Source organism: Streptomyces sp. NPDC018000 (genome assembly GCF_044328025.1).
Taxonomy (GTDB): domain Bacteria; phylum Actinomycetota; class Actinomycetes; order Streptomycetales; family Streptomycetaceae; genus Streptomyces.
In genome coordinates this window covers 256,074-281,793 of sequence record NZ_JBIRGM010000006.1, presented here as the reverse complement: position 1 = coordinate 281,793, position 25,720 = coordinate 256,074, and the positions used below count along the sequence as shown (strand labels likewise).

Below are 25,720 nucleotides of genomic sequence, written 5' to 3'. Positions count from 1 at the left end.
CGTGTGGTCCCCGCGTCAGCTGACGGGGCGGTCCGCCAGGGCGACAGGCGGTTCGTCATCCATCTCGAAGGCCAGCGGGAACGGGGCGTGCCCGGCCAGCCGGAACCACCGCACCGTACGGTGCCGGCGCAGCGCACGCGCAGCGCGCACCGCGTCGTTGTGGAACCGCCGGGCCATCGGGACACGGCGCACGGCCGCGGCGAGTTCGAACGCCGCCTCCTCGCCGCCGGGGATCTCCTTCACGGACTCCACCTGCGCCGTCTCACCGAACACCGCGCGCAGCGCAGTGCTGAGCTCGCTCTCCGCGACCTCGCGGTTCTCCTCCTCCGCCTGGCGGGCGGCGTGCGCGGCCTCGTACAGCACGATGGACGCGGCCGGGTCGAGGACACCGGAGGTCGCCAGTTCCTGCGTGACCGAGGCGCGGCGCAGGAGCTGCGCGTCGAGGGCGGCGCGGGCGGCGTCGATACGGGTGTGCAGCCGGTCCAGCCGCCCTGCGGTCCAGCTGAGGTACATACCGATCGCGACGATCACGACGGCGATCCAGATGAGGGTTTCGATCACGGGCGGCAAGGCTACCTTCGGCGCGCAGGCGGTGTGACCGTCCGGCCCCGGGCACGGGGCGGACGCGGGCGGGATCGGCTGCCGCCGGGGCGCTGCCCCGACGCCGGTCCTCAATCGCCGGACGGGGTCGAACCGGCGCCCCGCATGTGCCGGTCGGTCTAATCGCGCGCCAGCCCGAAGCGTGCGCGCAGGCCCGTGCGTTCGTCGGCCGCCACCGACGCCGCGCCGTCCGTCACCGTCTCGTACACCGCGAGAATGTCCGCCCCGACCGTCGACCAGTCGAAGCGCCGCACGTGCGCGGTTCCCCGCTCGCGCAGCTCCTTGCGCCGCTCCGGGTCACCGAGCAGCCGGACCGCCGCCGACGCCAGCGCGTCCGCGTCCTCGTTGGCGAAGAGTTCGCCCGCCGCGCCCAGGTCCAGGACCTGCGCGAACGCGTCCAGATCGCTGGCCAGCACCGGCGCGCCGGCCGACATGGCCTCGACCAGGATGATCCCGAAGCTCTCGCCCCCCGTATTGGGCGCGACGTACACATCGACGCTGCGCAGCAGCCGCGCCTTGTCCTCGTCGCTCACCATGCCGAGGAATTCGACGCGCCCGCGCATCTCCTCGGGCAGTGAGGCGACGGCCTCCTCCTCGTCACCGCGGCCCGCCACCAGCAGCCTGGTGTCCGGACGCGCGGCGAGGATCGAGGGCAGCGCCCTCATCAGCACGGGCAGGCCCTTGCGTGGCTCGTCGATACGCCCGATGAAGCCGATCGTGCCGCCCTCCCGTCTCCCGCCGCCTTCGAGCGAGCTTCGCGCCCCCTCCGATTGCCACTCGGTCTTGGGCTCGGCCCCGGCGAAGAAGCCGACATCGACCCCGTTCGGGATGACGACCGCGTCACCGCCCAGGTGCTCGACCAGGGTCCGGCGTGCGTACTCGCTCACCGCGATGCGCGCGCTGATCTTCTCCAGCGCGGGCTGCAGGATCGGGTACGCAGCGATCATGGCCCGGGAGCGCGGGTTGGAGGTGTGGAACGTGGCGACGATCGGCCCCTGCGCCGCCCAGCAGGCGAGCAGCCCCAGCGACGGCGAGGTCGGCTCATGGATGTGGATCACGTCGAAAGTGCCGTCGTGCAGCCAGCGGCGCACCCGGGCGGCCGAGAGGAAGCCGAAGTTCAGCCGGGCCACGGAGCCGTTGTACGGGACGGGCACGGCCCGGCCCGCCGAGACCACGTACGGCGGCAGCGGAGTCTCGTCGTCGGCGGGTGCCAGCACCGACACCTGATGTCCCAGACGGATCAGGTGTTCGGCCAGGTCCCGGATGTGGAACTGCACACCGCCCGGTACGTCCCAGGAGTACGGGCAGACGATGCCGATCTTCATGGTCGGTCCTCCCGGTTCTCCAGATCGGCCGACCAGAGGCGTTGCAGCATGTGCCAGTCCTCCGGATGCTCGGCGATTCCGACGGCGAAGGCATCGGCCAGCGCCTGTGTCATCAAGGACGTCTTCTCCGCACGGCTGCCTGACTGGGGCACCTCGACCGGCGCATGGACACGCGCCTTCATCACAGGCGTGTCGTCGTACGAGAGCGTCACCGGCAGCAACAGCGCCCCGGTCTGCTGGGCCAGCAGCGCCGGCCCGGCGGGCATGCGTGCGGTGTCCCCGAAGAATGTCACCTCGACGCCGGACGCCGACAGATCACGGTCGGCGACGAGACAGACCAGCCCTCCCGCGCGCAGCCGCCGTGCCAGGGTGCCGAAGGCGGCGCCGCCGCTGTGCGGCAGGACCTCCATGCCGAGCCCCTCGCGGTAGGCCACGAACCGGTCGTACAGCGTCTCGGGCTTGAGCCGCTCGGCGACCGTGGTGAAGGGCACCTTGAGATCGGTGGTGACCCAGGCTCCGGCCAGGTCCCAGTTCCCCAGGTGCGGCAGAGCGAGGATGACGCCGCGGCCGGCGTCCAGTCCGTCGGTCAGCCGGTGCGCGTCTGTCACGTCTATCGACGCCTTGATCCGCGCCGGACTCCAGGTGGGCAGCCGGAACGACTCCATCCAGTAGCGCATGTACGAGCGCATCCCGGCCCTGGAGAGCGCGGCGAGCCGGGCCGGGGACGCACCGGGCACGACCCGCGCCAGATTCGACTCCAGCCGCAGTACACCCTTGCCCCGCCGCTTCCACACCTGGTCGGCGATGGTGCGGAAGAGGGACCGGGCGACCGGTTCGGGGAGCTTCTTGACGGCGGTCCAGCCGAGCCCGTACAACCCGTCGGTCAGCCGGTCCCGCAGGCCGGACTGCGTGTCACCCGGTGCGCCGCTCACTGTACGGCCCCGCTCCCCCGGTCCGCGGCATCTGCCTCAGCGGACTCGCGGCGCACGGTCACGACCCGCTGCACGAGCGTCACCAGGCTGCCCACGGCGACGATCCACAGCGCGATCGGCAGCAGGATCTCGATCCCGGGGACACCGAACTTGTGGAGACCCGCCAGTCCTGCCGCGACCAGCGAGATGACCAGCCGCTCGGCGCGCTCCACAAGACCGTTGACCGCGACCGGCAGCCCGATCGACTCGCCGCGCGCCTTCGTGTACGAAACCACCTGGCCGCTCGCCAGACAAAAAATCGCGACCGCGCACATCACGTTGTCGTCGCCGTTGCCCGCGTACCAGAGCGCGAACCCGCCGAAGATCGCCCCGTCGGCGACCCGGTCCAGGGTCGAGTCCAGGAACGCGCCCCAGCGGCTGGAAATACCGGCCTGCCGGGCCATATTGCCGTCGACGAGGTCGGAGAAGACGAAGATCGTGATGACGATCGTGCCCCAGAAGAACTCCCCCATCGGGAAGAAGGCCAGCGCACCTGCCACCACCCCGGCCGTGCCGATCAGAGTGACCGCGTCAGGGGTCACGCCGAGACGGAGCAACAGTGCGGCGAACGGTGTGAGGACACGCGTGAAAAATGCACGCGCGTACTTGTTCAGCATGGCCTTCCCGAGGGTCGGTGGGCCGAGCGGCCCCTACGGCCACCGGCTGGCCCATCGTAGTCACGCCTGCCGGACTCCACCGTCCCGGCACCCGGCGTCGCGCCGCGGGGCACGACGTATGGACGCAACCTGACCTGAGTGGAAAGCTCGAATTACCGCGGGCGTCGCCTTAGCCGCCGCGGCCGCTCCTCCGCGCCCGTGCTCCCTTCCCCCACACCGCGCCGGCTTTTCTTCCCACTCCGCGCCACTATCCGGGAGGCACGCATCATGGGCGACAAGGCACACACATACACCGGGGCCGCCGGCAGGGCAGCAGCGGCCGACCGGCCCTCATCCGTACGGAATGTGGTGCTGGTCGGCCACAGCGGATCCGGCAAGACCACCCTCGTCGAGGCCCTCGCACTGACCGCGGGCGCGGTCAACCGGGCCGGCCGGGTCGAGGACGGCGCCACGATCTCCGACTACGACGAGATCGAACACCGCCAGCAACGCTCCGTACAGCTCTCAGTCGTTCCCGTCGAATGGGGCGGGTACAAGATCAATTTGCTGGACACCCCCGGATACGCCGATTTCGTCGGGGAACTCAGGGCCGGTCTGCGGGCAGCGGACGCGGCCCTGTTCATTGTGTCCGCGGCCCAGGAGGCCGACGCCGTGGCGGGCGCCACCCGCGCCGTGTGGGAGGAGTGCGCCGCCGTCGGCATGCCTCGCGCCATCGTCGTCACTCACCTCGACACGGCGCGCACCTCGTTCGACGAGATGACCCGGATCTGCGGCGAGATCTTCGGCGGCTACGACCCCGACGCCGTACTTCCTCTCTACCTGCCCGTGCACGGACCCGAGGGCCCGGACGGGCACGCTCCGCTCACCGGGCTCACCGGACTCCTCACCCAGCGCATCTTCGACTACTCCTCGGGCGAGCGGCGGGAGAGCCCGCCCGCCGAAGCCCAGCAGACCACGCTCCAGGGGGCCCGGAACCGGCTGATCGAGGGGATCATCGCCGAGAGCGAGGACGAGACCCTGATGGACCGCTATCTCGGCGGTGCCGAGATCGACATCAAGACACTCATCGACGACCTGGAGCGCGCCGTCGCCCGAAGCGCCTTCCACCCCGTCCTCACTGCGGCCCCCGCCGCCGAAGGCGCCCGCCAGGGCATCGGCACCGTTGAACTCCTGGAACTGATCACCGGCGGCTTCCCCACCCCGCTGGAGCGCCCGCTCCCCGGGGTGACACCCCTCCATGGGGCCCCGCGACCGGTCCTGACCTGCGACCCGCAGGGTCCACTCGTCGCCGAGGTCGTCAAGACGGCCTCCGACCCGTACGTCGGCCGGGTCTCGCTCGTACGCGTCTTCTCCGGCACCCTCCGCCCCGACGAAACCGTCCACGTCTTCGGCCACGGCCTCACCGACCCCGGCCACGAGACACGCCCCTTCCACGAGGCGGAGGTACACGTCGGCGCACTCTCCTCACCCTTCGGTAAACAACAGCGCCCCCTCACCGCATGCATCGCCGGAGATCTGGCCTACGTCGCCAAGCTGGGCAGCGCCGAGACCGGGGACACCCTCTCCGCCAAGGACCAGCCGCTGCTGATGGACCCCTGGACCACACCGGACCCACTGCTGCCGCTCGCCATCGAGGCACACAGCAAGGCGGACGAGGACAAGCTCTCCCAGGGGCTCTCCCGACTGGTCGCCGAGGACCCGACCATGCGCCTCGAACAGAACCAGGACACCCACCAGGTGGTCCTGTGGTGTCTCGGCGAGGCTCATCAGGACGTGGCGCTGGACAGGCTGCGCAGCCGGTACGGCGTCCAGGTCGACGCCGTACCGCACAAGGTGTCGCTGCGCGAGACCTTCGCCGGCCCGTCGACCGGCCGCGGCCGGCATGTGAAACAGTCCGGCGGCCACGGCCAGTACGCCATCTGCGAGATCGACGTGGAGCCGCTGCCACCGGGTTCGGGCATCGAGTTCGTCGACAAGGTGGTCGGCGGGGCGGTACCGCGTCAGTTCATCCCGTCCGTGGAGAAGGGCGTGCGCGCCCAGGCCGCCCGAGGAGTCGCGGCCGGGCATCCGCTCGTCGATGTACGCATCACCCTGCGGGACGGGAAGTCCCACTCGGTGGACTCCTCCGACGCCGCGTTCCAGACCGCCGGCGCACTGGCCCTGCGCGAAGCCGCCGCGGACACCCGTATCCAGCTCCTCGAACCCGTTGCCGAGATCCAGGTCCTGGTGCCCGACGACTATGTCGGGCCGGTGATGAGCGATCTGTCCGGGCGGCGCGGCAGAGTGATCGGCACCGAGCAGTCCGGCCCCGGACGCACCCTCGTACGGGCCGAGGTGCCGGAGCTCGAGATCGGCCGGTACGCGATCGACCTGCGCTCCCTGTCCCATGGCGCCGGCCGCTTCGACCGGGCGTACGCCCGGCACGAAGCCATGCCCCCACAGCTCGCGGAGCGCATCCGCGAACAGCAGGAAAACAACCCGAATGATGCGTAATCGCCTGTGCCGCCCGCTCTTTTCCACAGGAGCGGGCGGCGAAGTGATCCGGACGATACGCTGTGGTCCCAGCTCAGAAGGTGTGCCGGGCACGGCAGTTGGGAAACAGCCGCAGGAGCAGTTCCTTGGCGGCGAGTGGGGGCGATGGTGGCCAACGACGGATTCGATTTCTCTCCCGGAGCGCAGATTCCGCTCCAGGGCTCTGCCGGACAGGCGGTGGCGACAAACGCCCTCGCCTCCGCCGCGTACCGCGACAGCCCGGTGGAGACCATCCTTGAAGCCAACAGCGAGTGGCACAAGTCCGAAGTGAAGGCGGGCCGTTCCAAACTCCTCAAGTCCGACTGGTTCAAGCCCAACCTCGGCGAGGCATTCTCCCGCGCCGTCCAGGAACGCATGCTGGGCGGCGCCCGCAAGGCCCTTATTCAGTCGTTCGGAATCGACCCGCAGACCGTCGTCGAGCACTGCCTGTCCGCGACCCGCCTCCGCAGGGCACGCGACACCAAACTGACCGCAGTCACCGTCCTGTTCGGCTTTCTCTTCCTGCCCGGAATGCTCCTGTGGGTCATCGCCTTCCGGCTGCGCGACTCGCTCGGCAACACCAAGGACAAGGCCCTCGCCGCCCTTGGCAGCGCCCTGCTCCCGGTCATCGGCATCGTAGCCTTGTTCTTCCTGGTCAAGCTGCCGCTCACCGGGTTCTTCGCACTCTACGTACGGGCGATGGTCGTCGCCCCCGTCATCGGCTGGTTCATCGCCAGACGTATCGCCGAATCCTCCGCCAAGGACATGCGCGCCCGCTGGGAAGGGTTGCTTTCCGGCGGCGGCGTCATTGCCAAGATCCCCGAGGCCGTGCCCAAGAACCCCAACGAGACCTCCCGCGAGGCACTCCGCCAGGGCTTGGAGAAACTCTCCGCCGAGCAGCAGTCCAACTCGGTCTTCTACGCGGGCCCCAAGGGAATCCTCGGCATGGGAACCCGCTGGGGCAGCTGGCAGCTCGCCGAACAACTCGTCTCCAGGGAACCCGGCAAGGAATTCCACCAGTTCCGCAGCTGGGACCTGATACGGGCCATCCACGACCAGCTCAAGGTGCTGGAGCGCGGCCCGCTGAACACCGGAGGATTCCCCACCCCGTCGGTCACTCACTGGATCGTGTCTCCCGTCGGCGAGAACGCCGACTCGGTCTCCCGGCCCGACGGCGAGGACGTCGCCACCTTCCAGGTCAAGCCGCACGAAATACAGCGGATCTGCAACCACCAGCAGTTCGGCGGCGGCGACCGGCACTATCTGGGCGTCCAGTTCACACTCTGGGACGGCCAGTTGGTCATCACCATGATGATCACGGTCACGGTGCTCTACGAAACCCTGCGCATCGAAGTCACCGGACACGCACTCGGTCCGGTCCACTCGCTCTTCACCAGCAAGCCTGCGGCCAAGACCAAGACGGTCAACAAGACCGTCCGCTTCTGGGAGACCCGCGACATCACCCTCGCACTGGTCGAACCCCGCGAAGTCGTCCGCCTCGCCCTGCGCGCCCCCTTCACCTGGTATCCGCCCCTCCTCGACTACCTGGGCGGCAAGATCGCCCTGCCCGAGCCGTTCGGCCTGCGCCATGCCTGGGCCGAGAAGCCATGGCGCCACCGCTTCATGGCCGACGACGCGATGCGCGCCGCCACCCCCGTCCTGCGCGCCGTACACAGCGCCGCCCTACGCGTCCTGGAGGAGAACGGCGTCGACACCGAACGCTTCGACAACCGCTCGATGGTCCTGAGCGGACTGGTGCAGGACCCGACCCCGCGCAAGGCCGACCTCTACGACGCATAGACATGCGAGGGCGCCCCGGTAAAGCAGAAACCGGGGCGCCCTCGCAGAAGCAACAGCTCGGATCAGGCCGTCGGCCAGGCGTCGGCCAGCATCTTGCGCGTATCGGCGAGCAACTGCGGCAGTACCTTCGTATGCCCCACCACCGGCATGAAGTTGGTGTCACCACCCCAGCGCGGCACCAGATGCTGATGCAGATGGGCCGCGATACCGGCCCCCGCCACCGAGCCCTGGTTCATACCGATGTTGAACCCGTGCGCCCCCGACGCCGCCCGCAGAGCCGTCATCGCCCGCTTGGTGAAGTCGGCCAGTTCCATGGTCTCCGGACCGTCCAGCTCCGTGTAATCGGCTACATGCCGGTACGGCACCACCATCAGATGTCCGCCGTTGTACGGATACAGATTCAAAACGGCGTACACCTTGTCGCCGCGCGCGACGACAAGCCCGTCCTCGTCCGATTTCAACGGGATCGCACAGAACGGACAGCCGTCGCCGGCCTCCGGACCGGTCGGCTTGTTCTCGCCCTGGATATACGCCATCCGGTGGGGCGTCCAAAGGCGCTGGAACGCGTCGGGCGTCCCCACTCCGATCTGCTGCTCCGGCTCACTCGTCATGGCGTTCAGCATATTGCTTCACTGCCGGCCAGCGTGTCGCCGGGGCCGCCCCCCTCGGCGCACGGCGACGCTGATGCGATGCTGATGCGATGAGCGACCAGCCCGCGGACTCCACCACCCTTCGTTTCAGGCGCTGGGAGCAGCGCACGGAAGTGCCGCTCTTCGGCGCCTCACTGCTCTTCCTGTTCGGTTACGCGGTCCGCGTCCTCGCCCCGCACGACGCCGAGCTCTGGCGCACTCTCGCCCTCGCCCTGGTCGGTGCCACCTGGTTGATCTTCGCCGCGGACTACGTCGTACGGTTCCGCCTCAGCGGTCTCGGCCACCGTTTCATCCGTGTGCACTGGCTGGACACGGTGGTGCTGCTGCTTCCCCTGCTGCGGCCGCTGCGCCTGATACGGGTCTACACGGCGGTCCAGCGGCGCAGGGAGCAGCCACGGCTGAGCCTGCACGCCCGCGTGATCGCGTATGCCGGTACCAGCGCTCTGCTCCTGGGCTTCTCCGCCTCGCTCGCCGTCTACGACCAGGAGCACATGGCGGAAGGGGCTTCGATCCGTACCTTCGGCGACGCGCTGTGGTGGGCGTGCGAGACGCTCACCACCGTGGGGTACGGGGATGCGGTGCCGGTCACACCGGGTGGCCGGGTCGTGGCGTCGGGCCTGATGGCCTGCGGGCTGGCACTGCTGGGAGCAGTGACGGGTTCGTTCTCGTCGTGGCTGCTGCAGGTGTTCACGCGGGAGGACGAGAAGAAGCCCCCGGAGGGCAGGTAGCTCTCCGGGGGCCTCTCACCGGGTGTCTGTCAGACCTGGACGCGGTCCTCGACAGCCTTCTGGATCTTGGCGATGGCATCCTCGACGGGGATGCCGTTCTCCTGCGATCCGTCGCGGTAGCGGAAGGAGACGGCGCCGTTGGCCATGTCCTCGTCGCCCGCGATGATCATGAAGGGCACCTTGGCCTTCTGCTGGTTCCGGATCTTCTTCTGCATCCGGTCGGACGAGGCGTCCACCTCGACCCGCAGCCCCTTCTTCCGGGCCTTGGCCGCGAACTCCTGGAGGTACGGGATGTGCGCGTCGCCGATCGGGATGCCGACCGCCTGGACAGGGGCCAGCCATACCGGGAACGCACCCGCGTAGTGCTCGAGGAGCACCGCGAAGAAGCGCTCGATGGACCCGAACAGGGCGCGGTGGATCATGACCGGGCGCTGCTTGGTGCCGTCGGGACCGGTGTACTCCAGGTCGAAGCGCTCCGGCAGGTTGAAGTCGAGCTGCACGGTCGACATCTGCCAGGTGCGGCCGATCGCGTCCTTGCACTGCACCGAGATCTTCGGGCCGTAGAAGGCGGCGCCGCCCGGGTCCGGGACCAGGGGCAGTCCTTGCTTCTCGGCGACCTGTCGCAGCGTCTCGGTGGCCTCTTCCCAGACCTCGTCCGAGCCGACGAACTTCTCCGGGTCCTTGGTGGAGAGCTCCAGGTAGAAGTCGGTCAGACCGTAGTCGCGGAGCAGGTTGAGGACGAAGGTGAGCGTCCGGTCGAGCTCCTCCGCCATCTGCTCCCTGGTGCAGTAGATGTGCGCGTCGTCCTGCGTGAAGCCGCGCGAGCGGGTCAGACCGTGCACGACGCCGGACTTCTCGTACCGGTACACCGTGCCGAACTCGAAGAGGCGCAGCGGCAGTTCACGGTAGGAACGCCCACGCGCATCGAAGATCAGGTTGTGCATCGGGCAGTTCATCGGCTTGAGGTAGTAGTCCACCCCGTCGTCGAGCTGCATGGGCGGGTACATGCCGTCGGCGTACCAGTCCAGGTGGCCGGACTTCTCGAAGAGCTTGCCCTTGGTGGCGTGCGGAGAGTAGACGAACTCGTAGCCCTCCTCCTCGTGACGCCGACGCGAGTAGTCCTCCATGGCGCGGCGGATGATGCCGCCCTTGGGGTGGAAGACCGCGAGGCCGGGGCCGATCTCGTCCGGGAAGGAGAAGAGGTCCAGCTCGTTGCCGAGCTTGCGGTGGTCGCGCTTGGCGGCCTCCTCCAGGAACTCCAGGTGCGCCTTGAGTTCGTCCTTGGTGGGCCACGCCGTGCCGTAGATGCGCTGCAGCATGGGGTTCTTCTCGCTGCCCCGCCAGTACGCCGCGGCATTGCGCATCAGCTTGAAGGCCGGGATGTTCCGGGTGGTGGGCAGGTGCGGACCGCGGCAGAGGTCCTTCCAGCACAGATCGCCGGTCTTCGGGTCGAGGTTGTCGTAGATGGTCAGCTCGCCGCCGCCCACCTCGACATCCGCGCCGTCGCCGGCGTTCTCGACGGAGTCGGAGCCCTTGATGCCGATGAGCTCCAGCTTGTACGGCTCATCGGCCAGCTCCTCACGGGCTGCCTCGTCCGTCACGACCCGGCGGGAGAACTTCTGGCCCCGCTTCTGGATCTCCTGCATCTTCTTCTCGATGGCCTTGAGGTCCTCGGGAGTGAACGGCTTCTCGACGTCGAAGTCGTAGTAGAAACCATCCTTGACCGGCGGCCCGATGCCCAGCTTGGCCTCGGGAAAGAGCTCCTGCACGGCCTGCGCCATGACGTGCGCGGTGGAGTGCCGGAGGATGTTCAGGCCGTCCTCGGAGGAGATCTCGACGGGCTCGACGACCTCGCCGTCGGCGACGACGTATGCGAGGTCCTTCAGCTCACCGGCGACCCGGGCGGCGACAACGGTGCGCTCGCCGGGGAAGAGCTCGGCTGCCGTAGTGCCCGTCGTCACCACGCGCTCTTCCCGCTCGGAATCGCGTTGGATGATCACACGGACGTCTGACACCGGTCTCTCCTGACTCAGGGGGTACGCACGCATTCGTGATGCACGTGCGATACGAATCGTACCGAGCCGTGGGCCCCCTCTGCTAAACGGTTGAGCGCGAAGAGCCTCGTCTTGTCCGCTGCCCGCCCTCTACGCCCTTGGGCCGACCGGCAAAGTGGGGGTGGCCCCATGTGCCGCTCGGCCCTGTTCGCCGGTGCACGATTCACCGGTGCACGCCTCCTCGAAACAGTCGACGTTCTCCTGGAGCGTTTTCATCAGTCGGTCCCGTTCGGCCTCGTCCACCTGTACGGGCACGACCTGCGAGGCCCGGGTCAGCCGCCGGAAGCCACCGCGGCTCTCCAGCCTGCCCTCCACCCGGATCGGCAGCCCCACCAGGTGGGCGTGGCCCGCGATCCGGTACGCCTCCTCGTCCAGCTCCAGCCGTACGTGCGGCACCTCTGCGCCCGCCAGCACCCGCAGTCGTACGATCCCGGCGCCACGCGGCCCCGAGCGGCGCAGCCGGACGACGGCGCCGGTGATCCGTACCGTCACGGCGGGCTCGTCCTGGAGGTAACGAGCGCCCGCCCGGCGCAGGGCGGGCAGGCCGCCGGGGGAGAACTCCACCGGCTCGGGGCGGGCCGGGCAGCCCTCGGGGATGCCTGCGGCGGGCGCCCATTCCAGGGCTGTCCCGGCCCCTTCCGAGCCCCGGACCAGTGCGATGACGGCCTCGGTCAGTTCCCGGCTGACCCCTGCCTCGACTGCGGCGTCGAAGGCTTCGAAGCCACCGGTCGCCCGTTGGTAGTCCACTGCCTCACGGGTGGCGTGCAGGGCGTGATAGAGCCGTACCGCGACGGCGCGGCCCGGTTCGACGGGGGCGAACACGGTGAGATCGCGGCCACCGGGCGCGGGCCCGACGAGGATGCCTTCGAGGGCTGCCAGGGCTCTGCGGCGGTGGCGTGCGCCGTGGTAGCCGGTGCGCCCCCGTACGGCGAGCGCCCCGGCGAGCAGGATCTGCCGGGCGGCGGTGTGCAGCTGCTCCGCCCCCGTCCAGCTGGCGGCCCCGGCCGCTCCCGCGACGGGTTCGGGGACATCGCGCCACCAGCGGATCTCGTCACTGGGCACGGCGAGGGAGACCAGGACTTCGCGGGCGGAGGGTACGGCGCTGCGGGCGAGCGCGGTCAGCACCTCGCCGAGGAGGTCCTCGCTGTCGGGGAAGGCGGTGGTGTCGGGGACGAGGAGGCTCGTACCGCCGCCGGGCCGGGACGGCAGTCCCGGTGGGGTCCAGCGCCCGGCCGCCCCGCCGCGACGCCGCCAGCCATGCCGGTCGAGCAGGGCGCCGAGAACCGCGGGGTCGATACGGGCGGGGTCGGGGATGTTTCCGAGCGGCTCGGGATCGATGGGCCACGCTCCCGCGGATTCGCCGGGGTTCGGGCGTGTGGCTGACGCGATCGCTTCGTCGGCGGACTCGTTCAGCGGCCGGCGCATCAGGGTCTCCCTCCCGCCCCTACGCGGGTCATGATCTCGCAGAGCGCCCGGTCGTCGAATATGCGCGAAGTCGGGATCCGCACCGTGGTCCTGTGCCGGCCCGTCACCGCGTGGCCGGCCAGATTGGTCCAGTAGCAGCAGTGGCGCAGGTCGAGTCGGTCGTGTCCGGCGCGCAGCCAGTCGTCCTGGCTGCGCGGCACGATCATCACGACCAGGATCTTGTGCACCGACACGGGGGTCCGGGCGAGCTTCACGAGGTGTGCGTTGTCGAGCGTGAAGGAGAACGTCGGTCCGGGCGGGTGCGGCGGGATCTGGTAGGTGCATTTGAGCTGCACCTTTATGGTCACTTCGTCGTCCACGGTGTGGCCGGGGGCGCCGTGGCTGACGTGCCAGTCGATCCCGTTGTCGGGGAAGGGCTGCGACAGGGAGCACCCCGCCGCGGCCGCGACGGCGTGCAAGTAGCCCACCTGGAGGGTCTCCATGCAGGCGGTGGTGGCGAGTGTGCCGCGCAGCGGTGCGATCCGCTGGGGCAGCAGCCCGCTCGGTTCGGGCTGCGCGAGCGCCATGGCTGCGTGTGCCTTCCGGGCCGTGCCGACCGGTTCTTCGGTGCAGGGATGTCTGCGGTGCAGGAATTTCTTCGTGCGGGACTGACGGACAACTTCCTTTCCCGTCAACTGTGTTGTCACCGCACACGGCGGCCCGCAAACGGCGTATCAGGCAAAGGGCGCGGGTATCACCGAACCGGGCAGGGGAATCACGCCATCTGCCGTTCGGGCACGAGGAGTTCGGGGATGTCTCACTGGTACGAAGGGCCGCTGGCCGCATTTGACACCGAGACAACGGGAGTGGACGTCGAGGAGGACCGGATCGTTTCGGCCGCTCTGGTCGTCCAGGACACAGCAGGCGGGCGGGTGCGCCTCACCCGCTGGCTGGTGAATCCAGGTGTGCCGGTGCCCGCCGGGGCGACCGAGATCCATGGTCTGACCGACGATCATCTTCAGCGCAACGGCCGCTGGCCGGCGCCCGTGGTGGAGGAAATAGCCCGGGCGCTGGCCGAGCAGTGCGCGGCCGCCCGCCCGCTCGTGGTGATGAACGCACCGTTCGATCTGACGCTGCTGGACCGGGAGCTGAAGCGTCATCGCGCGTCGTCGCTCGCCGGGTACCTGCAGAACGCACCGCTGTGTGTGCTGGATCCGCGCGTACTCGACAAGCACCTGGACCGCTACCGCAAGGGCCGGCGGACCCTCACCGATCTCTGCGAGCTGTACGGGGTGGTGCTGGACGGTGCACATGACGCGGCGGCCGATGCGGCGGCCTCGCTGGAGCTGGTGCGGGCGGTGGGACGGCGGTTCTCGTCCCGTCTGGAGCGGCTGACGCCGGCGGAGCTGCACACCCTGCAGGCCGTGTGGCATGCGGCACAGGCGCGCGGACTGCAGGCATGGTTCGCGAAGAACGGCACGGCGGAGGCGGTGGACCCTGCGTGGCCGCTGCGTCCGGAGCTTCCCGCTGTGGCGTGATCGGTGGCGACCCGGGCCCTGTTCCCGGACAGACAGAGGCCGGTCCGTCGATTCTGCTGACGGACCGGCCTCTTCCGGGTGGGCGATACTGGGTTCGAACCAGTGACCCCTTCGGTGTGAACGAAGTGCTCTCCCACTGAGCTAATCGCCCGGGAACGGGTTGAACCATACAGGGCTCGGAGGGTCTGGTTCAAACTCCTTCCAGCCGGGCCGTGAGGCCACGCCGTCCGGCACGCATCATCAGGGCGTGGTTGGCCCGGAACACGGCGCGTCCGGGCACCGCGAGGATCCGCATCAGCCGCCTGTGCACCTCGACCTCCTGCTCATAGGTGGCACGGCTCCCGGCGCCGTGTGCGGTGACCGTCCACCGGGCCCAGCCGTCGAGGTCGCCGCTGAGGGTCGCTTCAAGGACCCTGGCCCGGGGGTCGCGGCGGCGTTCGCGGACGGTCATGACGAGGTCGTACGGGAGGAAGGAGCGGATACGGGTGGTTCCGGTGGTGCCGTCGACCGAGGTGACCTCGCGGACCTGCGGCCACCATCGCGGGTAGTCATCCGCGCGTCCGAGGATCTCGTACACGGCATCGGGTGGGCCTGGCAGGTCCCAGATACTCACAAATCGGTAGTGACTCCACTTCATGGCCCCAGTCTGCGCGTACTCAGCCGGAGAACTGAGTACCCGAGCGCATGTCCGAACCTGTGGCTCACGCCACACTGCCGCTCATGGAACATGTGCCGCCGCCCGCCGAGGAATTGGCGCTCCTCGATCGCGAGCTGGCCCTGCTGGATGCCCGCCGGTCCCAGTTGCTGGTTCGTCGTGCCTGGCTGCTGAGTGTGCTGACGCCGCCCGTCGCGCGCCCTGCCGCACCGCCGTACGCCGCTCCGTTCGGACCTCCTGCCGCACCTGTCGGGCCGCGCAGTGCGCAGAATGTGCTGCTCATCCTGGGCGGTCTGCTGCTGACGATCGCGGCGATCGCGTTCACTCTGGTCAGTTGGGGCCACATGGGCATCGGTGGCCGCTCGGCGGTGCTCGGGGTGGTGACGGTCGCGGCGCTTTCCGCTCCTGTCGTGCTACTGCGTCGCGGGTTGCCCGCGACAGCCGAGTCGCTCGCCGCCCTGGCGTCGGCGCTGATGGTGCTGGACGCGTATGCGCTGCACCAAGTCGCGGTGCCGGACGCCGACGGGCGAGGTTTCGCCGCGGTCGCCGCGGCTGTGCTGGCCGCGCTCTGGGGCGCGTACGGGCTGCTGCTCGACCGGCTGCGGATGCCGCTGCCCCTGGCGGTGGTGAGTGCGCAACTGCCGCTGCTGCTGTGGGCGTGGGCGGCGGGTGCGGGATCCGCAGCGTTCGGTTGGGCGTTGTTGGTGACGGCGGCGTTGGACTGTGCGATCGCGGTGTGGGGCAAGGGTGTTGCGGTACGGGTGACGTCCGTCGTCTGCTGCTGGGCGACGGGCCTGCTGGGGCTGCTGGTGGCCCTGGCGCAGTCGATGTCCGCCGATGCGGCGTCGGCCGCGCTGGCACCGGGTCTGCTGTTGCTCGTGGGTGCGCTGATCGCGGTGTCCGGGGCGTGGCGTGCGCCGGCGTGGATTGCGGTGTCCGGTGGTGTGGTGACCGGGCTGTGCGGGGTGGCCGCGGTGGGTGGTGTGCTGCGTGCCGGGGTGGCCTGGAGCTGGTCGGTGCCGGTGTATCTGCTGTGCGCTGTGGCGCTGTTGGCTGCGGTGCGCGCTCCGCTGCCGCGCCCGGTCGGGCAGGGGATGGTGTGGGCTTCGTCGGCGGTGACCGTCGGCGCGGTGCTGGCCGCGGCACCGCCGGTCGGACTGTCGCTGATGGGTGCGGTGTCGCAGCTGGCCCGGGTGTGGTCGGGAACGCCGGACGGTGGTATCCGGGGCGCGCTGGGTCTGAAGAGCCTGCCGTGGTCGGGGATGGCTGCGGCACCGGTGGTGCTGCTGGTGGTGGCCGGTCTGTCGGGGGCGGTGTACCGGTCGTGGGCGTGGCCGGTACGGGTGGCCGGTCCTGCGCTGTCGCCGGGTTCGGCCTGGCGGGGTGCGGCGGGGGCGGGTGCGGTGGCGCTCGGCTGGGCGGGGTTCACCGTGTTGCCCCCGGTGCTGGGGATGTCGTACGCGGCCGCCATGTCGGTGCAATTGGCTCTGGTCGCCGGGGTGCTCGCGGTGGCGGTACGGGGTATGCGCTGCGGGAAGGATGGCGTGGGGCTGACTGCGCTGGTGTGCGGTCTGGTCGGCGCGGTGAGTACGGGAGTGCTGTCGCTCGGGGCGGAGGCTGCTACGTACGCGGTGTTCGCGGTGCTGCTGGTGGTGTTCGGCGCAGCCGCGGTGATGCTCGGCGGCACTGCGGTGTCGGCGGAGCGGGCGTTGCCGCCGCAGTCCGCTCAAGCGGCGCGGGCCGTAAGGGCGTTGCAGATCGCGCAGGCGGCGGTGGCATGCGGTGCGGTGGTGTGCGGGATGGTGCTCGCCCGTGCGGTCGGGGCGTCGCTGGGGCTTGCCGCGTACCGGGCGGCGCCGCTCCTGCTGGTCGTCCCTGCGATGACGGTGTTGCTCGGAGTGCGGCTGCGTGGTCTCCCGTCGGCTCTGCCGGTCGAGCTGACCGGGGCCGTGGCGGGCGTGGTGGCGGTGGCCATGGCAGTGGCGGACCGGCCCTTTCTGGCCTTGGTGCTGGCGCTGTGCGGGGTACTGGCCGCGGGTACGGCCGTGCGTGCCGAGCGGCGGCCGGTGGCCGGGTATCTGGCGATGGCGCTGTTCGTCCTGGCGGCCTGGCTGCGACTGTCGGCTTCGGGGGTTTCGGCCCCGGAGGCGTACACCCTGCCGGTGACAGTGCCTGCTCTGGCGGTCGGTGTGCTGCGCCGGCGCCGTGATCCGGAGGCGTCGTCGTGGACGGCGTACGGTGCGGGCCTCGCGGCGACTCTGGTGCCGAGCCTCTTCACGGCATGGACCGATCCGCACTGGGTCAGGCCGCTGCTGCTCGGTGCGGCGGCGCTGGTGATCACCCTGTCGGGCGCGCGGTTGCGGCTGCAGGCGCTGCTGCTGCTCGGTGGTGCGGTGCTGGCGCTGGACGCCCTGCACGAACTCGCGCCGTACGTGGTACAGGTCGTGGGCGCCCTGCCGCGTTGGCTGCCGCCCGCGTTGGCCGGGGTGTTGCTGCTGGCGGTCGGGGCGACGTACGAGCAGCGGCTGCGCGACGCCCGGCGGCTGAAGGACGCCCTGGGCCGCATGCATTGACGATGTGTCACATGACTGGCCTGGGGCGCCCCATGACCCTCGGGCCAACTTGTGGCCATCAGGCCGCCGTCAAAGACGTACCGGACAGGACAGTGTTCACAGCCGGAGGTCGCAGCCGAACTGCCCCTCGGATTCGCGCAGTACGCGTTCCTCGTCATAGTCGCGTAGAAATGCGACGGGGTTCTGGAAGGAACCGGGAGATGCGCATTGCCCACGGGGACTCGGGTGTTGAGCTCTTTCCAGAAATTCTCGCAGTCATGGAAGGCAGTACCGACAACCGATCCTGACCCGGATACCCGGGTGCTTCTTCTCGGAGAGCGAATCCTGGCGTTGCCCGCTGCCACAACCGATTGAATGGTTCACGAAGGTATCGCAGCGAGTGAACATGGAAATGCAGAGGGCCCCTGAGACTCTGTGGTCTCAGGGGCCCTCTGTCCGGGGTGGGCGATACTGGGTTCGAACCAGTGACCTCTTCGGTGTGAACGAAGCGCTCTCCCACTGAGCTAATCGCCCGGGCGCAGGCCAAACATTACCCCATCTCAGCGGCGCCCCATGACCATCCCCGGGTCACTCGTGGATCTTCCACGGCATGGTGATGCCGAACTTCCAGACGTAGATCCCCACCAGCGCCGCCATGATCACCAGGCCGATCACGGTGAGGATGATGTTGCGCCGCCGGACCTTGGGGTCGAGCGCCCGCTGAGCGGCCTCCGTGACCTTCCGCCTCGTCCAGCGCAGCACCAGCTGCGCCCAGACGAACTCCGTCGCCCAGATCGCCATGCCGGCGAAGATCACCACCCAGCCGGGGCCGGGCAGCGGCAGCATGATGATGCCTGTCACGACCACCGCGAGGCCGACCACGAAGACGCCGACCTGCCAGCTCAGATGCAGCGCCCTGGAGGCTTTGATGAACCCGGGCGCCCTGGAGCCGAGCTCTCGGTCCTTCTTCGTCACACCCTCCGCGACATCTCCCGCCACGCTTTCCGTCACATCCCCCGTGGCGGACACTGATTTCGCCGGTATGGCGCCCCAGTCCCGCTCGTCACTCTCCGCATTCATGGGAGCCAACCTACCGGAACAGCCCTCGTCACCGGAATGGCCGCATAACCCCGAGTTACACACCGCCGTACGAGCTACCTGAAGGAACACAAAAAGGTCAGAGGGGTTTACAACGCCACCGTAGGTGGCATGTCGATTTCGCCGACGTGCGAATCCCCGAGCGCACACTGAGCGAAAGGCCCTGGCGCTTATGAACACCACGGTCAGCTGCGAGCTGCACCTGCGCCTCGTTGTGTCGAGCGAGTCCTCACTGCCTGTACCTGCGGGCCTGCGGTATGACACGGCCGATCCTTATGCCGTGCACGCCACCTTCCACACCGGAGCGGAGGAAACGGTCGAGTGGGTTTTCGCCCGCGACCTCCTCGCCGAGGGGCTTCATCGGCCCACCGGCACCGGAGACGTCCGCGTCTGGCCATCCCGTAGCCACGGCCAGGGCGTCGTCTGCATCGCGCTGAGCTCCCCAGAGGGCGAAGCCCTGCTCGAAGCCCCGGCGAGGGCCCTGGAGTCGTTCCTGAAAAGGACCGACGCCGCGGTTCCGCCAGGCACCGAGCATCGTCACTTCGACCTTGATACGGAGCTCTCACACATCCTGGCCGAGAGCTGAGCCAGGCCGAGAGCTGCACGGCGCCGTCCAACTCGGGGAGGCGGCGCCGCGCGGAAAACCTCATAGGGCTGACACCGACGCCGCCATCACGGAATCCACCGTGGTGACGGCGTCGGCGCGCGTTCCCCCGCAGCCGTGGCCGAATGCCCCGCGCACCGGTACGCACCTGGCGCCCCGGAGCACCCGCCCACGGCCCGCACAGAGGACCTCAGGCCCACCGGTACCCACAGGTGGCCGGTAAGCGCTCCCCGCACCCCTCATGGACCCTCTCGGGCCACTGTGCGCCGACACCGAACCAGTAGAGTCAGCCGGCATCGGCGGGCACCCGCCCGCCGGAGGCCAGGGAGCGAAAGCGTGCTGATCCCCCACGACACCCGGATCGCCCTAGACACAGTGGTCGATCTGCTCAACACCGCACCGGAGAGCGAACCCCGGGGGAGCGGGCAGCGGGAAGGCGAGCCGCTCGACGGTCTCGCCGACATCGAAGCGCTGTACGACTTCGCGCGGCGCCATCGCATCAGCGGCGTGGGCAAGCTCCACGAGAAGGACCTGCGCGCCGTACGGGACGTACGGACGCGCTTCGCCACGATCTTCGCGACGGACGACGCGCAGATCGCCGCCTCGCTCGTCAACGCCCTCATCGCCGCCGCCGGCACCACACCGCAGCTCAGCAATCACGACGGCTACGACTGGCATGTCCACTACTTCGCACCGGACGCCTCGATCGCCGACCATCTCGCGGCCGACTGCGGCATGGCACTGGCCTTCATCGTGGTGGCGGGCGAGCAGGAGCGGCTGCGGCGCTGCGAGGCGCCGGACTGCCGGCATGCCTTCGTCGATCTCTCCCGCAACCGCTCCCGCCGCTACTGTTCCAGCCGGACCTGCGGTAACCGTCTGCATGTGGCCGCATACCGGGCACGCCGAAGGGAAGCGGCCGACTGACCGTTCACAGCATGAAGAGATCATGCAACGCGGCCATCAGCAGCAGGCTGCCGATCACCGCGAGGAAGATCATCAAAGGGGGCTGGGAAAGCGCGAAGAGGCAGCCGCGCGGCTCTTCGGCAGGGCTTGCGGGGGCATCGCCCCGGGAGGTGTCCACCATCTCGGGACGATCATGACTCCCTCCGGGCTTCTTTGGCGATCAACACGCCTTTTTGTACGGTGAGTTCACCCGCCCCGGGCCGGGCAGGATTCGCTCCGGCGTCCGATGGGCCCTCACATTTTCGGTAGCACGACCGGTACGCTCCTCCATCGCACACGACACGTCGTGGACATCTGTGTTGCTCAACATCGCTTCATACACGCTGAATTCGAGGTCCGGCGGGTAAGTACCCGACTGGTCGAGGTGCGCCGCCAGAAGACATCGAAGTCCTCCAGCCGGGGCCTGCTTTCGGCAGTCGCCGAGTTGTGCCCAAGGGCGTGAAGGAGCCGGGAGCGGGTGGAGCCGTGGCCTCAGCGCAGTGTCGCGCAGGATGCGTGTCGCCGCCCCGGCGGGGGTGAGTATGCCGGGGACCAGCGCGCCCAAGATCGTTCGGGGCGGGCGGCTGAGCGGACTCAGTCCAAAAGAACGGTGCGTGTCAGATGCCGTGCTTCTTCAGGATGGCCTCGATGTCGCTGAAGTCATCGCCCGACGAGGCGGACTGCTGCTTCGGCTGCGCCTTCGGACGCGCCTGTGTCGCCGGGAGCCTGGACCCCAGGGAAGGCGCCGAAGCCGCGGGAGCGATGGCCTCTCTCTGCGCTGCCCGGGCTGCGGCCTTGCGTTCCTTACGGGTACCGACGCCACGGCGCTCGATCGTACGAGTGGTCATGAACAGCAGCCAGGCCACGGCCAGCAGCCCGAAGCCGAACCAGACGCTCGGCTTGAAGGCGATTCCGGCGACCCAGTCCACGATCCCGGTCAGCACCAGGCCGATCGGCACCAGGGAGTAGGCGGCGATCCTCGCCGCGGCGAGGAAGCGCTTCCGGTACGCAGTGACGGCGGCGATGCCCAGGCCCGCCGCGGACGCCGCGGAACAAATGGTCTCGGCAAGCATCAGGGCCTCCAGGCGCAGGGGGAAACGTCCCTTCCATCCTGCACCGGTCACCGCCCGGGCGGCCACGATCCGGGACCACATCAGGGACATTTCAGGGCCGGGATCCTCCCCAGGTGCCGATCAGGAGCAATCCCGCCGCACGGAGACGGAATGGATCGGATGCGGATTGGGACGCTCGGGCGGGCCCTGGGAGACTGGCCGTATGAGCGATTCCACCCCCGCAGCGCCCGTCGTCCTCGACGTCTGGTGCGAACTCCAGTGCCCCGACTGTCACCAGGCCCTCACCGATGTGCACTCCCTGCGGGCCAAGTACGGCGACCGCCTTGAGGTGCGGCTGCGGCACTTCCCACTGGAGAAGCACAAGCACGCCTACGCCGCCGCGCAGGCCGCCGAGGAGGCCGCGGCCCAGGGCAAGGACTGGCCGTACATCGAGGCGGTTCTCGCCCGTACCGACGACCTCGGCCGCACCGGCGAGCCGCTGCTGCTCGAGGTGGCGCGGGAAATCGGCCTGGACGCCGAGGAGATGGACACCGCTCTGATCGACGGACGCCACCTGCTGATCGTCGACGCCGACCAGGCCGAGGGCAAGGCGATCGGGGTCACCGGCACACCGACGTATGTGATCGGCGACGAGCGGCTGGACGGCGGCAAGAGCCAGGACGGGCTGCGCGAACGGATTGAGGAGATCGCCGACCGGCTGCTCGCCGAGCAGGGCTGAGCCGACTAAGGGCTGTCCCGTAACCCCGCCCACCAGGGATTACGGGACAGCCCTCAGGGAGTGAGCATCTTGGCCAGGTTGTACTGAGTCGCTCCGTAACCGAGCGACTCGTACAGCCGCAGGGCCGGTGTGTTGGAGGCGAAGACGTGCAGCCCGAGGCGGTGGGCACCCGCGTCCAGGGCAATGAGCTCGGCCTGCCGCATCAGGGCACGTCCGTAGCCACGGCCACGGTGCTCCTCGCTCACCTCGACGTCGAAGACGTATCCGTCCATTTCGCCCTGGCTGTCTTCGCGCACCGACACCCACACATGGCCGACGACCGCGCCCTCGTGAACGAGGACGTGGAAATGCATGCCCGCGGTGTCGATGCCGTTCGGCAGGTTACGGGCATGATCGGACCGGGACTTCTGCATGGCTTGCTCGACCGGGACGCCCTGGTCGATCCAGGACTGCGCATACATGTCGACGCTGGTGCGTTGCCACTGCGCGAACTCCTCGGCGCTCATCCCCCGGGCGATGGCACCGTCCGGAATCGCCGGAACCGTCCGGGCGAGATCCTTGAGCATGTTCCGGCTGCGTTCGGTGTAGCCGAGTGCGGCTGCCAGCCGCCGGGCTCCCTCGTTGTCCGCAGGTGCTGTAAGAAACACCTGGCTGCATCCCCATCCACGCAGCACCTCTTCGGCGGCGAGCGCGGCAATGGTGCCACGGCCCCGCCGCCGGCTCGGCTCGTCGACGCTCAGGGAACGCAGCACACCGGCCGACGCGCCGAACCCCGGATGCGTGCCGATCTCGACGGCTCCGACAGGCCGTCCGTTGTCGCACACGTCGTACGCGCGGCTCTTCGCACCGTCGGCGCCTTGCTGGATCGGCCCGGTCGGCCGCAGGGTCGTGGTCATCAGAGCCGTTCTATCCGCTGAGCCCCGGCCCGTCACCCTGTTTTGCGGCTTCGAGCCACGGGTTCTACGGGTCGAGGTCGTTCCCCGCCCGCTCGTCGAAGATCCGCATGGCCTTGACGGTCACCGGGCCGGGCCCGCCGGGCAACTCCCGGTCGTCCACCCGGTGGACTGCCTGCACATCACGCAGGGTGGAGGTCAGGAAGATCTCCTCGGCCTGTTCCAGGACATCGAACGGCAGGTCGGTCTCCTCGGCCCCTGTCCACTCCACGGCCAGCGCGCGGGTGATCCCGGCGAGGCAGCCGGAGGCGACCGGCGGGGTGTGCACCTGCCCGCCGAGGACGACGAAGACATTGGACCCGGTGCCTTCGCAGAGCTGTCCGACCGTGTTGGCGAAGAGTGCCTCCGACGCGCCGTGCTCATGGGCGCGGGCGAGGGCGACGACGTTCTCGGCGTACGAGGTGGTCTTGAGCCCGGCGAGCGCACTGCGTTCGTTGCGCGTCCAGGGGACGGTGATCACGGCGGTGGTGTCGGGACGGCGCGCCACCTCCCCGAGGGCGACGACGAGGCCGGGGCCTGCGTTGCCGCGGTCGGAGCCGAGCGGGGAGAGTCCTCCGGTGTAGGTGATGCGCAGCCGGCCGAGTGCCATCGGGTTGGCGTCGATGACGGCGGTGCACGCGCGGCGGACCTCGTCGAGGTCGGGGTCGGGGAGGCCGAGGCCACGGGCGGAACGGGTCAAGCGATCGAGGTGGCGGGTGAGGGCGAAGGGCCTGCCGTCGACGGTCCTGACCGTCTCGAAGATGCCGTCCCCCACGGTGAGTCCGTGGTCGAGCACGGACACCCGGGCGTCGTCGGCATCCCGCAGTTCGCCGTTGACCCAAATCCTCATCACGCGGTCCTTCCAGTCGCTTCGTGAGCGCCCGACGCTACAGCGAGCAGCCGGGATGCCTTGAGTTCGGTCTCGTCCCATTCGCGGTCCGGGTCGGAGCCCCAGGTGATGCCGGCCCCGGTGCCGAAGCGGAGTACCGGGGCGGTCCCGGTCCGGTCGATCCAGAAGGTCCGTATGCCGACGGCCAGGGACGCGGTGCTGCGGTCGGCATCGACCCAGCCGATGCCGCCGCAGTAGGGCCCGCGCGGTGCCGTCTCCAGTTTCTCGATGATCCCGAGGGCGCTGGACTTGGGTGCCCCGGTGACGGAGCCGGGTGGAAACGCCGCGTCGAGGAGTTCGGGCCAGCCGGCGCCCTCGGCGAGCTCTCCGCGCACGGTGGAGACGAGGTGGACGAGGCCGGGGTGCTTCTCCACCACACAGAGGTCGGGGACCGTGACCGATCCGGTGGCACAAACCCGGCCGAGGTCGTTGCGGACCAGGTCCACGATCATCACGTTCTCGGCGTGGTCCTTCTCCAGCAGATCGCCCTCGGTCCGTCCGGTGCCCTTGATCGGACCCGACTCGACGGTCAGGCCGTCGCGCCTCAGAAAGAGTTCGGGGGACGCAGTGGCGATCTCCACGCCGTGCGCGGGCAGCCGAATCGTTCCTGCATACGGGGCGGGATTGCCGCGCGCCAGCAGCGCGGTCAGCGCGTCCACGTCCGCGGCGGCCGGGTCGGGCAGTTCCGCGGTCATCACCCGGCAGAGGTTGGCCTGGTAGACCTCGCCCGCCGCGATGTACTCGCGGATCCGCCGTACGCCCGCGGTGTACGCGGCACGGTCCAGGGACGATTTCCAGTCACCGGCCGCGGGCCCGCACCAGGCGCCGCGTACTGGGGCGGGCACCGTCTCGGTGCGTACGGCGGCGAAGCGCGCGCAGACGAGCCTGCCCTCGAAATCGACGGACACGGCCCAGAAGCCGGACGAGTCGAGGGCTGCGGGATCACTGGTCACGTCCTGCAGATCGGACGCGACGAGGCCGCCGAAGCGGGCCATTGGAGCGAGGTCGTGCACGCCGTTGAGTCTAGGACGGCGCGCGATGACCCGCGCCGGGGCTTACGCGCTTCAGCACGCTGCACAAACGCGTTTTTGTACTGGCCCGGGAATCCGCTAGAGTTCAACACGTCGCCGGGACGCGCAAGCAGACCGGGAAAGACAAGCGGACGTAGCTCAGTTGGTAGAGCGCAACCTTGCCAAGGTTGAGGTCGCCAGTTCGAACCTGGTCGTCCGCTCGCAGAAGGTGGGGGTCTTCCCGAACTCCCACCCCTGGTGGAGTGGCCGAGAGGCGAGGCAACGGCCTGCAAAGCCGTCTACACGGGTTCAAATCCCGTCTCCACCTCCAAGGACGATTAGCTCAGCGGGAGAGCGCTTCCCTGACACGGAAGAGGTCACTGGTTCAATCCCAGTATCGTCCACTGATCCGCAAGGATCCCCGCGCGATTAGCTCAGCGGGAGAGCGCTTCCCTGACACGGAAGAGGTCACTGGTTCAATCCCAGTATCGCGCACGCAGTACACGCAGTTTCACCCTGCGCGATTAGCTCAGCGGGAGAGCGCTTCCCTGACACGGAAGAGGTCACTGGTTCAATCCCAGTATCGCGCACCAGCGAAAGCCCCGGTCGTCTTGGCGACCGGGGCTTTGTCGTTTCCGCGATGAGCAGCGGTGGTTACCGCTGAGCGGCCGGGCGGCGGAACGCACCGCGGGCCCGGACGGAAGCGTCCGGGCCCATGGTCAGGCCCTCACCGGCGTCGCCCCGCTCAGGAGGAGAAGAGCATGCGCCCGAAACTCTTGCGCCGGTAGTGACCACCGTGGTACTGCGGGGCACCCCAGGCGGGCGCCGGGGCGGCCGGGTAGGCCTGCGGGGCGGGCGGCGCGGGCGGAGCCTGCTGCGTCCACTGCGCCTCGATGCGGGTCAGGGACTCCAGCTCGCCGTAGTCGAGGAAGATCCCCCGGCAGCCGCTGCACTGTTCGATCTGTATGCCGTTGCGGTTGTACGTCTGCATCTGTGCGTGGCACTTGGGACACTGCATGGTTTGGCTCACTCCTCGCCGTCGGGTCACC

24 protein-coding genes and 7 tRNA genes are annotated in these 25,720 nt (G+C 69.3%); 13 read left to right on the top strand and 18 right to left on the bottom strand.

Annotated elements, in window-relative coordinates; genetic code table 11:
* Positions 1-15: 15 nt before the first annotated feature.
* The 4 genes from ACH4EW_RS17320 to pgsA form a co-directional block, all read right to left on the bottom strand.
* Positions 16-513 carry a hypothetical protein gene (locus tag ACH4EW_RS17320; RefSeq protein WP_176740353.1) on the bottom strand — a complete coding sequence of 166 codons (498 nt, stop codon included), beginning with the start codon at positions 511-513 and terminating at the stop codon, positions 16-18.
* Between the two features lie 206 nt (positions 514-719).
* The gene (locus tag ACH4EW_RS17315) at positions 720-1,925 is read right to left on the bottom strand and encodes a glycosyltransferase family 4 protein (protein WP_398257493.1); all 1,206 of its coding nucleotides are present in this window, start codon (positions 1,923-1,925) and stop codon (positions 720-722) included.
* Positions 1,922-2,857 (bottom strand): phosphatidylinositol mannoside acyltransferase, encoded by a 936-nt coding sequence (locus ACH4EW_RS17310; protein ID WP_398257490.1) that lies wholly within the window; start codon positions 2,855-2,857, stop codon positions 1,922-1,924. Before ACH4EW_RS17310 ends, ACH4EW_RS17315 begins: the two co-directional genes overlap by 4 nt.
* On the bottom strand, positions 2,854-3,513 hold the full coding sequence (gene pgsA / locus ACH4EW_RS17305) for a phosphatidylinositol phosphate synthase (protein ID WP_398257487.1): 660 nt from the start codon (positions 3,511-3,513) through the stop codon (positions 2,854-2,856). Before pgsA ends, ACH4EW_RS17310 begins: the two co-directional genes overlap by 4 nt.
* 267 nt (positions 3,514-3,780) lie before the next feature.
* Here pgsA and ACH4EW_RS17300 point away from each other — a divergent pair, with 267 nt between their 5' ends.
* Both ACH4EW_RS17300 and ACH4EW_RS17295 read left to right on the top strand, forming a co-directional pair.
* Positions 3,781-6,006 (top strand): elongation factor G-like protein EF-G2, encoded by a 2,226-nt coding sequence (locus tag ACH4EW_RS17300; protein ID WP_398257484.1) that lies wholly within the window; start codon positions 3,781-3,783, stop codon positions 6,004-6,006.
* A 147-nt stretch (positions 6,007-6,153) separates the two neighbouring features.
* Positions 6,154-7,824, top strand: coding sequence for a hypothetical protein (locus ACH4EW_RS17295; protein ID WP_398257675.1), 1,671 nt, complete (start codon positions 6,154-6,156; stop codon positions 7,822-7,824).
* 62 nt (positions 7,825-7,886) lie between these two features.
* Here the strand turns inward: ACH4EW_RS17295 and ACH4EW_RS17290 are convergent, their stop codons facing one another.
* Positions 7,887-8,447 carry an HIT family protein gene (locus ACH4EW_RS17290; RefSeq protein ID WP_398257481.1) on the bottom strand — a complete coding sequence of 187 codons (561 nt, stop codon included), beginning with the start codon at positions 8,445-8,447 and terminating at the stop codon, positions 7,887-7,889.
* Positions 8,448-8,524: 77 nt separating this feature from the next.
* Here ACH4EW_RS17290 and ACH4EW_RS17285 point away from each other — a divergent pair, with 77 nt between their 5' ends.
* A complete protein-coding gene (locus ACH4EW_RS17285; protein ID WP_398257478.1) occupies positions 8,525-9,202 on the top strand; it encodes a potassium channel family protein in 678 nt (225 codons plus the stop codon).
* 29 nt (positions 9,203-9,231) lie between these two features.
* On the opposite strand, the gene thrS is transcribed toward ACH4EW_RS17285, so the two are convergent.
* The 3 genes from thrS to ACH4EW_RS17270 form a co-directional block, all read right to left on the bottom strand.
* Positions 9,232-11,217: a threonine--tRNA ligase gene (gene thrS / locus ACH4EW_RS17280; protein ID WP_398257475.1), complete on the bottom strand. Its 1,986-nt coding sequence runs from the start codon at positions 11,215-11,217 to the stop codon at positions 9,232-9,234.
* A 129-nt stretch (positions 11,218-11,346) separates the two neighbouring features.
* Positions 11,347-12,681 (bottom strand): hypothetical protein, encoded by a 1,335-nt coding sequence (locus ACH4EW_RS17275; RefSeq protein ID WP_398257473.1) that lies wholly within the window; start codon positions 12,679-12,681, stop codon positions 11,347-11,349.
* Entirely contained in the window at positions 12,681-13,247 is a 567-nt protein-coding gene (locus ACH4EW_RS17270) for a DUF4365 domain-containing protein (RefSeq protein ID WP_327276249.1), read from the bottom strand. The genes ACH4EW_RS17275 and ACH4EW_RS17270 overlap by 1 nt, the downstream gene beginning before the upstream one ends.
* Before the next feature lie 225 nt (positions 13,248-13,472).
* Between ACH4EW_RS17270 and ACH4EW_RS17265 the strand changes: the two genes are divergently transcribed.
* The gene (locus ACH4EW_RS17265) at positions 13,473-14,198 is read left to right on the top strand and encodes a 3'-5' exonuclease (RefSeq protein WP_398257470.1); all 726 of its coding nucleotides are present in this window, start codon (positions 13,473-13,475) and stop codon (positions 14,196-14,198) included.
* A 79-nt stretch (positions 14,199-14,277) separates the two neighbouring features.
* Here ACH4EW_RS17265 and ACH4EW_RS17260 read toward each other — a convergent pair.
* A tRNA-Val gene (locus ACH4EW_RS17260) sits at positions 14,278-14,349 on the bottom strand.
* Positions 14,350-14,388: 39 nt separating this feature from the next.
* Positions 14,389-14,835: an SRPBCC family protein gene (locus ACH4EW_RS17255; RefSeq protein ID WP_398257467.1), complete on the bottom strand. Its 447-nt coding sequence runs from the start codon at positions 14,833-14,835 to the stop codon at positions 14,389-14,391.
* Between the two features lie 83 nt (positions 14,836-14,918).
* On the opposite strand from ACH4EW_RS17255, the gene ACH4EW_RS17250 reads away from it, so the two are divergent.
* Entirely contained in the window at positions 14,919-17,426 is a 2,508-nt protein-coding gene (locus ACH4EW_RS17250; protein WP_398257464.1) for an SCO7613 C-terminal domain-containing membrane protein, read from the top strand.
* 441 nt (positions 17,427-17,867) lie between these two features.
* On the opposite strand, the gene ACH4EW_RS17245 is transcribed toward ACH4EW_RS17250, so the two are convergent.
* Both ACH4EW_RS17245 and ACH4EW_RS17240 read right to left on the bottom strand, forming a co-directional pair.
* Positions 17,868-17,939, bottom strand: a tRNA-Val gene (locus ACH4EW_RS17245).
* A gap of 54 nt (positions 17,940-17,993) precedes the next feature.
* A complete protein-coding gene (locus ACH4EW_RS17240) occupies positions 17,994-18,485 on the bottom strand; it encodes a TIGR02611 family protein (protein WP_398257461.1) in 492 nt (163 codons plus the stop codon).
* Positions 18,486-18,675: 190 nt separating this feature from the next.
* On the opposite strand from ACH4EW_RS17240, the gene ACH4EW_RS17235 reads away from it, so the two are divergent.
* Both ACH4EW_RS17235 and ACH4EW_RS17230 read left to right on the top strand, forming a co-directional pair.
* The gene (locus tag ACH4EW_RS17235; protein WP_003959770.1) at positions 18,676-19,089 is read left to right on the top strand and encodes an SsgA family sporulation/cell division regulator; all 414 of its coding nucleotides are present in this window, start codon (positions 18,676-18,678) and stop codon (positions 19,087-19,089) included.
* Positions 19,090-19,443: 354 nt separating this feature from the next.
* Positions 19,444-20,031 (top strand): CGNR zinc finger domain-containing protein, encoded by a 588-nt coding sequence (locus ACH4EW_RS17230; protein ID WP_398257458.1) that lies wholly within the window; start codon positions 19,444-19,446, stop codon positions 20,029-20,031.
* A gap of 4 nt (positions 20,032-20,035) precedes the next feature.
* On the opposite strand, the gene ACH4EW_RS17225 is transcribed toward ACH4EW_RS17230, so the two are convergent.
* Both ACH4EW_RS17225 and ACH4EW_RS17220 read right to left on the bottom strand, forming a co-directional pair.
* The gene (locus ACH4EW_RS17225; protein WP_327366311.1) at positions 20,036-20,191 is read right to left on the bottom strand and encodes a hypothetical protein; all 156 of its coding nucleotides are present in this window, start codon (positions 20,189-20,191) and stop codon (positions 20,036-20,038) included.
* A 475-nt stretch (positions 20,192-20,666) separates the two neighbouring features.
* Entirely contained in the window at positions 20,667-21,122 is a 456-nt protein-coding gene (locus tag ACH4EW_RS17220) for a hypothetical protein (RefSeq protein ID WP_398257673.1), read from the bottom strand.
* 202 nt (positions 21,123-21,324) lie between these two features.
* On the opposite strand from ACH4EW_RS17220, the gene ACH4EW_RS17215 reads away from it, so the two are divergent.
* Positions 21,325-21,840: a DsbA family protein gene (locus ACH4EW_RS17215; RefSeq protein ID WP_398257456.1), complete on the top strand. Its 516-nt coding sequence runs from the start codon at positions 21,325-21,327 to the stop codon at positions 21,838-21,840.
* Positions 21,841-21,893: 53 nt separating this feature from the next.
* Here ACH4EW_RS17215 and ACH4EW_RS17210 read toward each other — a convergent pair whose 3' ends face one another.
* The 3 genes from ACH4EW_RS17210 to ACH4EW_RS17200 form a co-directional block, all read right to left on the bottom strand.
* On the bottom strand, positions 21,894-22,736 hold the full coding sequence (locus ACH4EW_RS17210) for a GNAT family N-acetyltransferase (protein WP_398257453.1): 843 nt from the start codon (positions 22,734-22,736) through the stop codon (positions 21,894-21,896).
* A gap of 64 nt (positions 22,737-22,800) precedes the next feature.
* On the bottom strand, positions 22,801-23,622 hold the full coding sequence (locus ACH4EW_RS17205) for an aminotransferase class IV (RefSeq protein ID WP_398257450.1): 822 nt from the start codon (positions 23,620-23,622) through the stop codon (positions 22,801-22,803).
* A complete protein-coding gene (locus ACH4EW_RS17200) occupies positions 23,622-24,656 on the bottom strand; it encodes a chorismate-binding protein (protein WP_398257670.1) in 1,035 nt (344 codons plus the stop codon). Before ACH4EW_RS17200 ends, ACH4EW_RS17205 begins: the two co-directional genes overlap by 1 nt.
* A 163-nt stretch (positions 24,657-24,819) precedes the next feature.
* Here ACH4EW_RS17200 and ACH4EW_RS17195 point away from each other — a divergent pair.
* From ACH4EW_RS17195 to ACH4EW_RS17175, 5 genes are all read left to right on the top strand, one after another.
* Positions 24,820-24,892 (top strand) — tRNA-Gly (locus ACH4EW_RS17195).
* A gap of 36 nt (positions 24,893-24,928) precedes the next feature.
* Positions 24,929-25,002 (top strand) — tRNA-Cys (locus ACH4EW_RS17190).
* A gap of 1 nt (position 25,003) precedes the next feature.
* A tRNA-Val gene (locus tag ACH4EW_RS17185) sits at positions 25,004-25,075 on the top strand.
* Between the two features lie 19 nt (positions 25,076-25,094).
* Positions 25,095-25,166: transfer RNA gene (locus ACH4EW_RS17180), tRNA-Val, on the top strand.
* A 23-nt stretch (positions 25,167-25,189) separates the two neighbouring features.
* Positions 25,190-25,264 (top strand) — tRNA-Val (locus ACH4EW_RS17175).
* 152 nt (positions 25,265-25,416) lie between these two features.
* Here the strand turns inward: ACH4EW_RS17175 and ACH4EW_RS17170 are convergent.
* Positions 25,417-25,689: a zf-TFIIB domain-containing protein gene (locus ACH4EW_RS17170; protein ID WP_398257447.1), complete on the bottom strand. Its 273-nt coding sequence runs from the start codon at positions 25,687-25,689 to the stop codon at positions 25,417-25,419.
* Between the last annotated feature and the right edge of the window lie 31 nt (positions 25,690-25,720).

Excerpts from the sequence above, each read along its gene's own strand:
- ACH4EW_RS17255 (WP_398257467.1), bottom strand. The coding sequence starts at position 14,835 with ATGAAGTGGAGTCACTACCGATTTGTGAGTATCTGGGACCTGCCAGGC.
- ACH4EW_RS17210 (WP_398257453.1), bottom strand. The coding sequence starts at position 22,736 with ATGACCACGACCCTGCGGCCGACCGGGCCGATCCAGCAAGGCGCCGAC.
- ACH4EW_RS17170 (WP_398257447.1), bottom strand. The coding sequence starts at position 25,689 with ATGCAGTGTCCCAAGTGCCACGCACAGATGCAGACGTACAACCGCAAC.
- ACH4EW_RS17240 (WP_398257461.1), bottom strand. The coding sequence starts at position 18,485 with ATGAATGCGGAGAGTGACGAGCGGGACTGGGGCGCCATACCGGCGAAA.
- ACH4EW_RS17220 (WP_398257673.1), bottom strand. The coding sequence starts at position 21,122 with ATGCTTGCCGAGACCATTTGTTCCGCGGCGTCCGCGGCGGGCCTGGGC.
- ACH4EW_RS17215 (WP_398257456.1), top strand. The coding sequence starts at position 21,325 with ATGAGCGATTCCACCCCCGCAGCGCCCGTCGTCCTCGACGTCTGGTGC.
- ACH4EW_RS17275 (WP_398257473.1), bottom strand. The coding sequence starts at position 12,681 with ATGCGCCGGCCGCTGAACGAGTCCGCCGACGAAGCGATCGCGTCAGCC.
- ACH4EW_RS17265 (WP_398257470.1), top strand. The coding sequence starts at position 13,473 with ATGTCTCACTGGTACGAAGGGCCGCTGGCCGCATTTGACACCGAGACA.
- ACH4EW_RS17290 (WP_398257481.1), bottom strand. The coding sequence starts at position 8,447 with ATGCTGAACGCCATGACGAGTGAGCCGGAGCAGCAGATCGGAGTGGGG.
- ACH4EW_RS17300 (WP_398257484.1), top strand. The coding sequence starts at position 3,781 with ATGGGCGACAAGGCACACACATACACCGGGGCCGCCGGCAGGGCAGCA.
- ACH4EW_RS17315 (WP_398257493.1), bottom strand. The coding sequence starts at position 1,925 with ATGAAGATCGGCATCGTCTGCCCGTACTCCTGGGACGTACCGGGCGGT.
- ACH4EW_RS17320 (WP_176740353.1), bottom strand. The coding sequence starts at position 513 with ATGTACCTCAGCTGGACCGCAGGGCGGCTGGACCGGCTGCACACCCGT.
- ACH4EW_RS17285 (WP_398257478.1), top strand. The coding sequence starts at position 8,525 with ATGAGCGACCAGCCCGCGGACTCCACCACCCTTCGTTTCAGGCGCTGG.
- ACH4EW_RS17250 (WP_398257464.1), top strand. The coding sequence starts at position 14,919 with ATGGAACATGTGCCGCCGCCCGCCGAGGAATTGGCGCTCCTCGATCGC.
- ACH4EW_RS17235 (WP_003959770.1), top strand. The coding sequence starts at position 18,676 with ATGAACACCACGGTCAGCTGCGAGCTGCACCTGCGCCTCGTTGTGTCG.
- ACH4EW_RS17205 (WP_398257450.1), bottom strand. The coding sequence starts at position 23,622 with ATGAGGATTTGGGTCAACGGCGAACTGCGGGATGCCGACGACGCCCGG.
- ACH4EW_RS17200 (WP_398257670.1), bottom strand. The coding sequence starts at position 24,656 with ATGGCCCGCTTCGGCGGCCTCGTCGCGTCCGATCTGCAGGACGTGACC.
- ACH4EW_RS17270 (WP_327276249.1), bottom strand. The coding sequence starts at position 13,247 with ATGGCGCTCGCGCAGCCCGAACCGAGCGGGCTGCTGCCCCAGCGGATC.
- pgsA (WP_398257487.1), bottom strand. The coding sequence starts at position 3,513 with ATGCTGAACAAGTACGCGCGTGCATTTTTCACGCGTGTCCTCACACCG.
- ACH4EW_RS17225 (WP_327366311.1), bottom strand. The coding sequence starts at position 20,191 with ATGGTGGACACCTCCCGGGGCGATGCCCCCGCAAGCCCTGCCGAAGAG.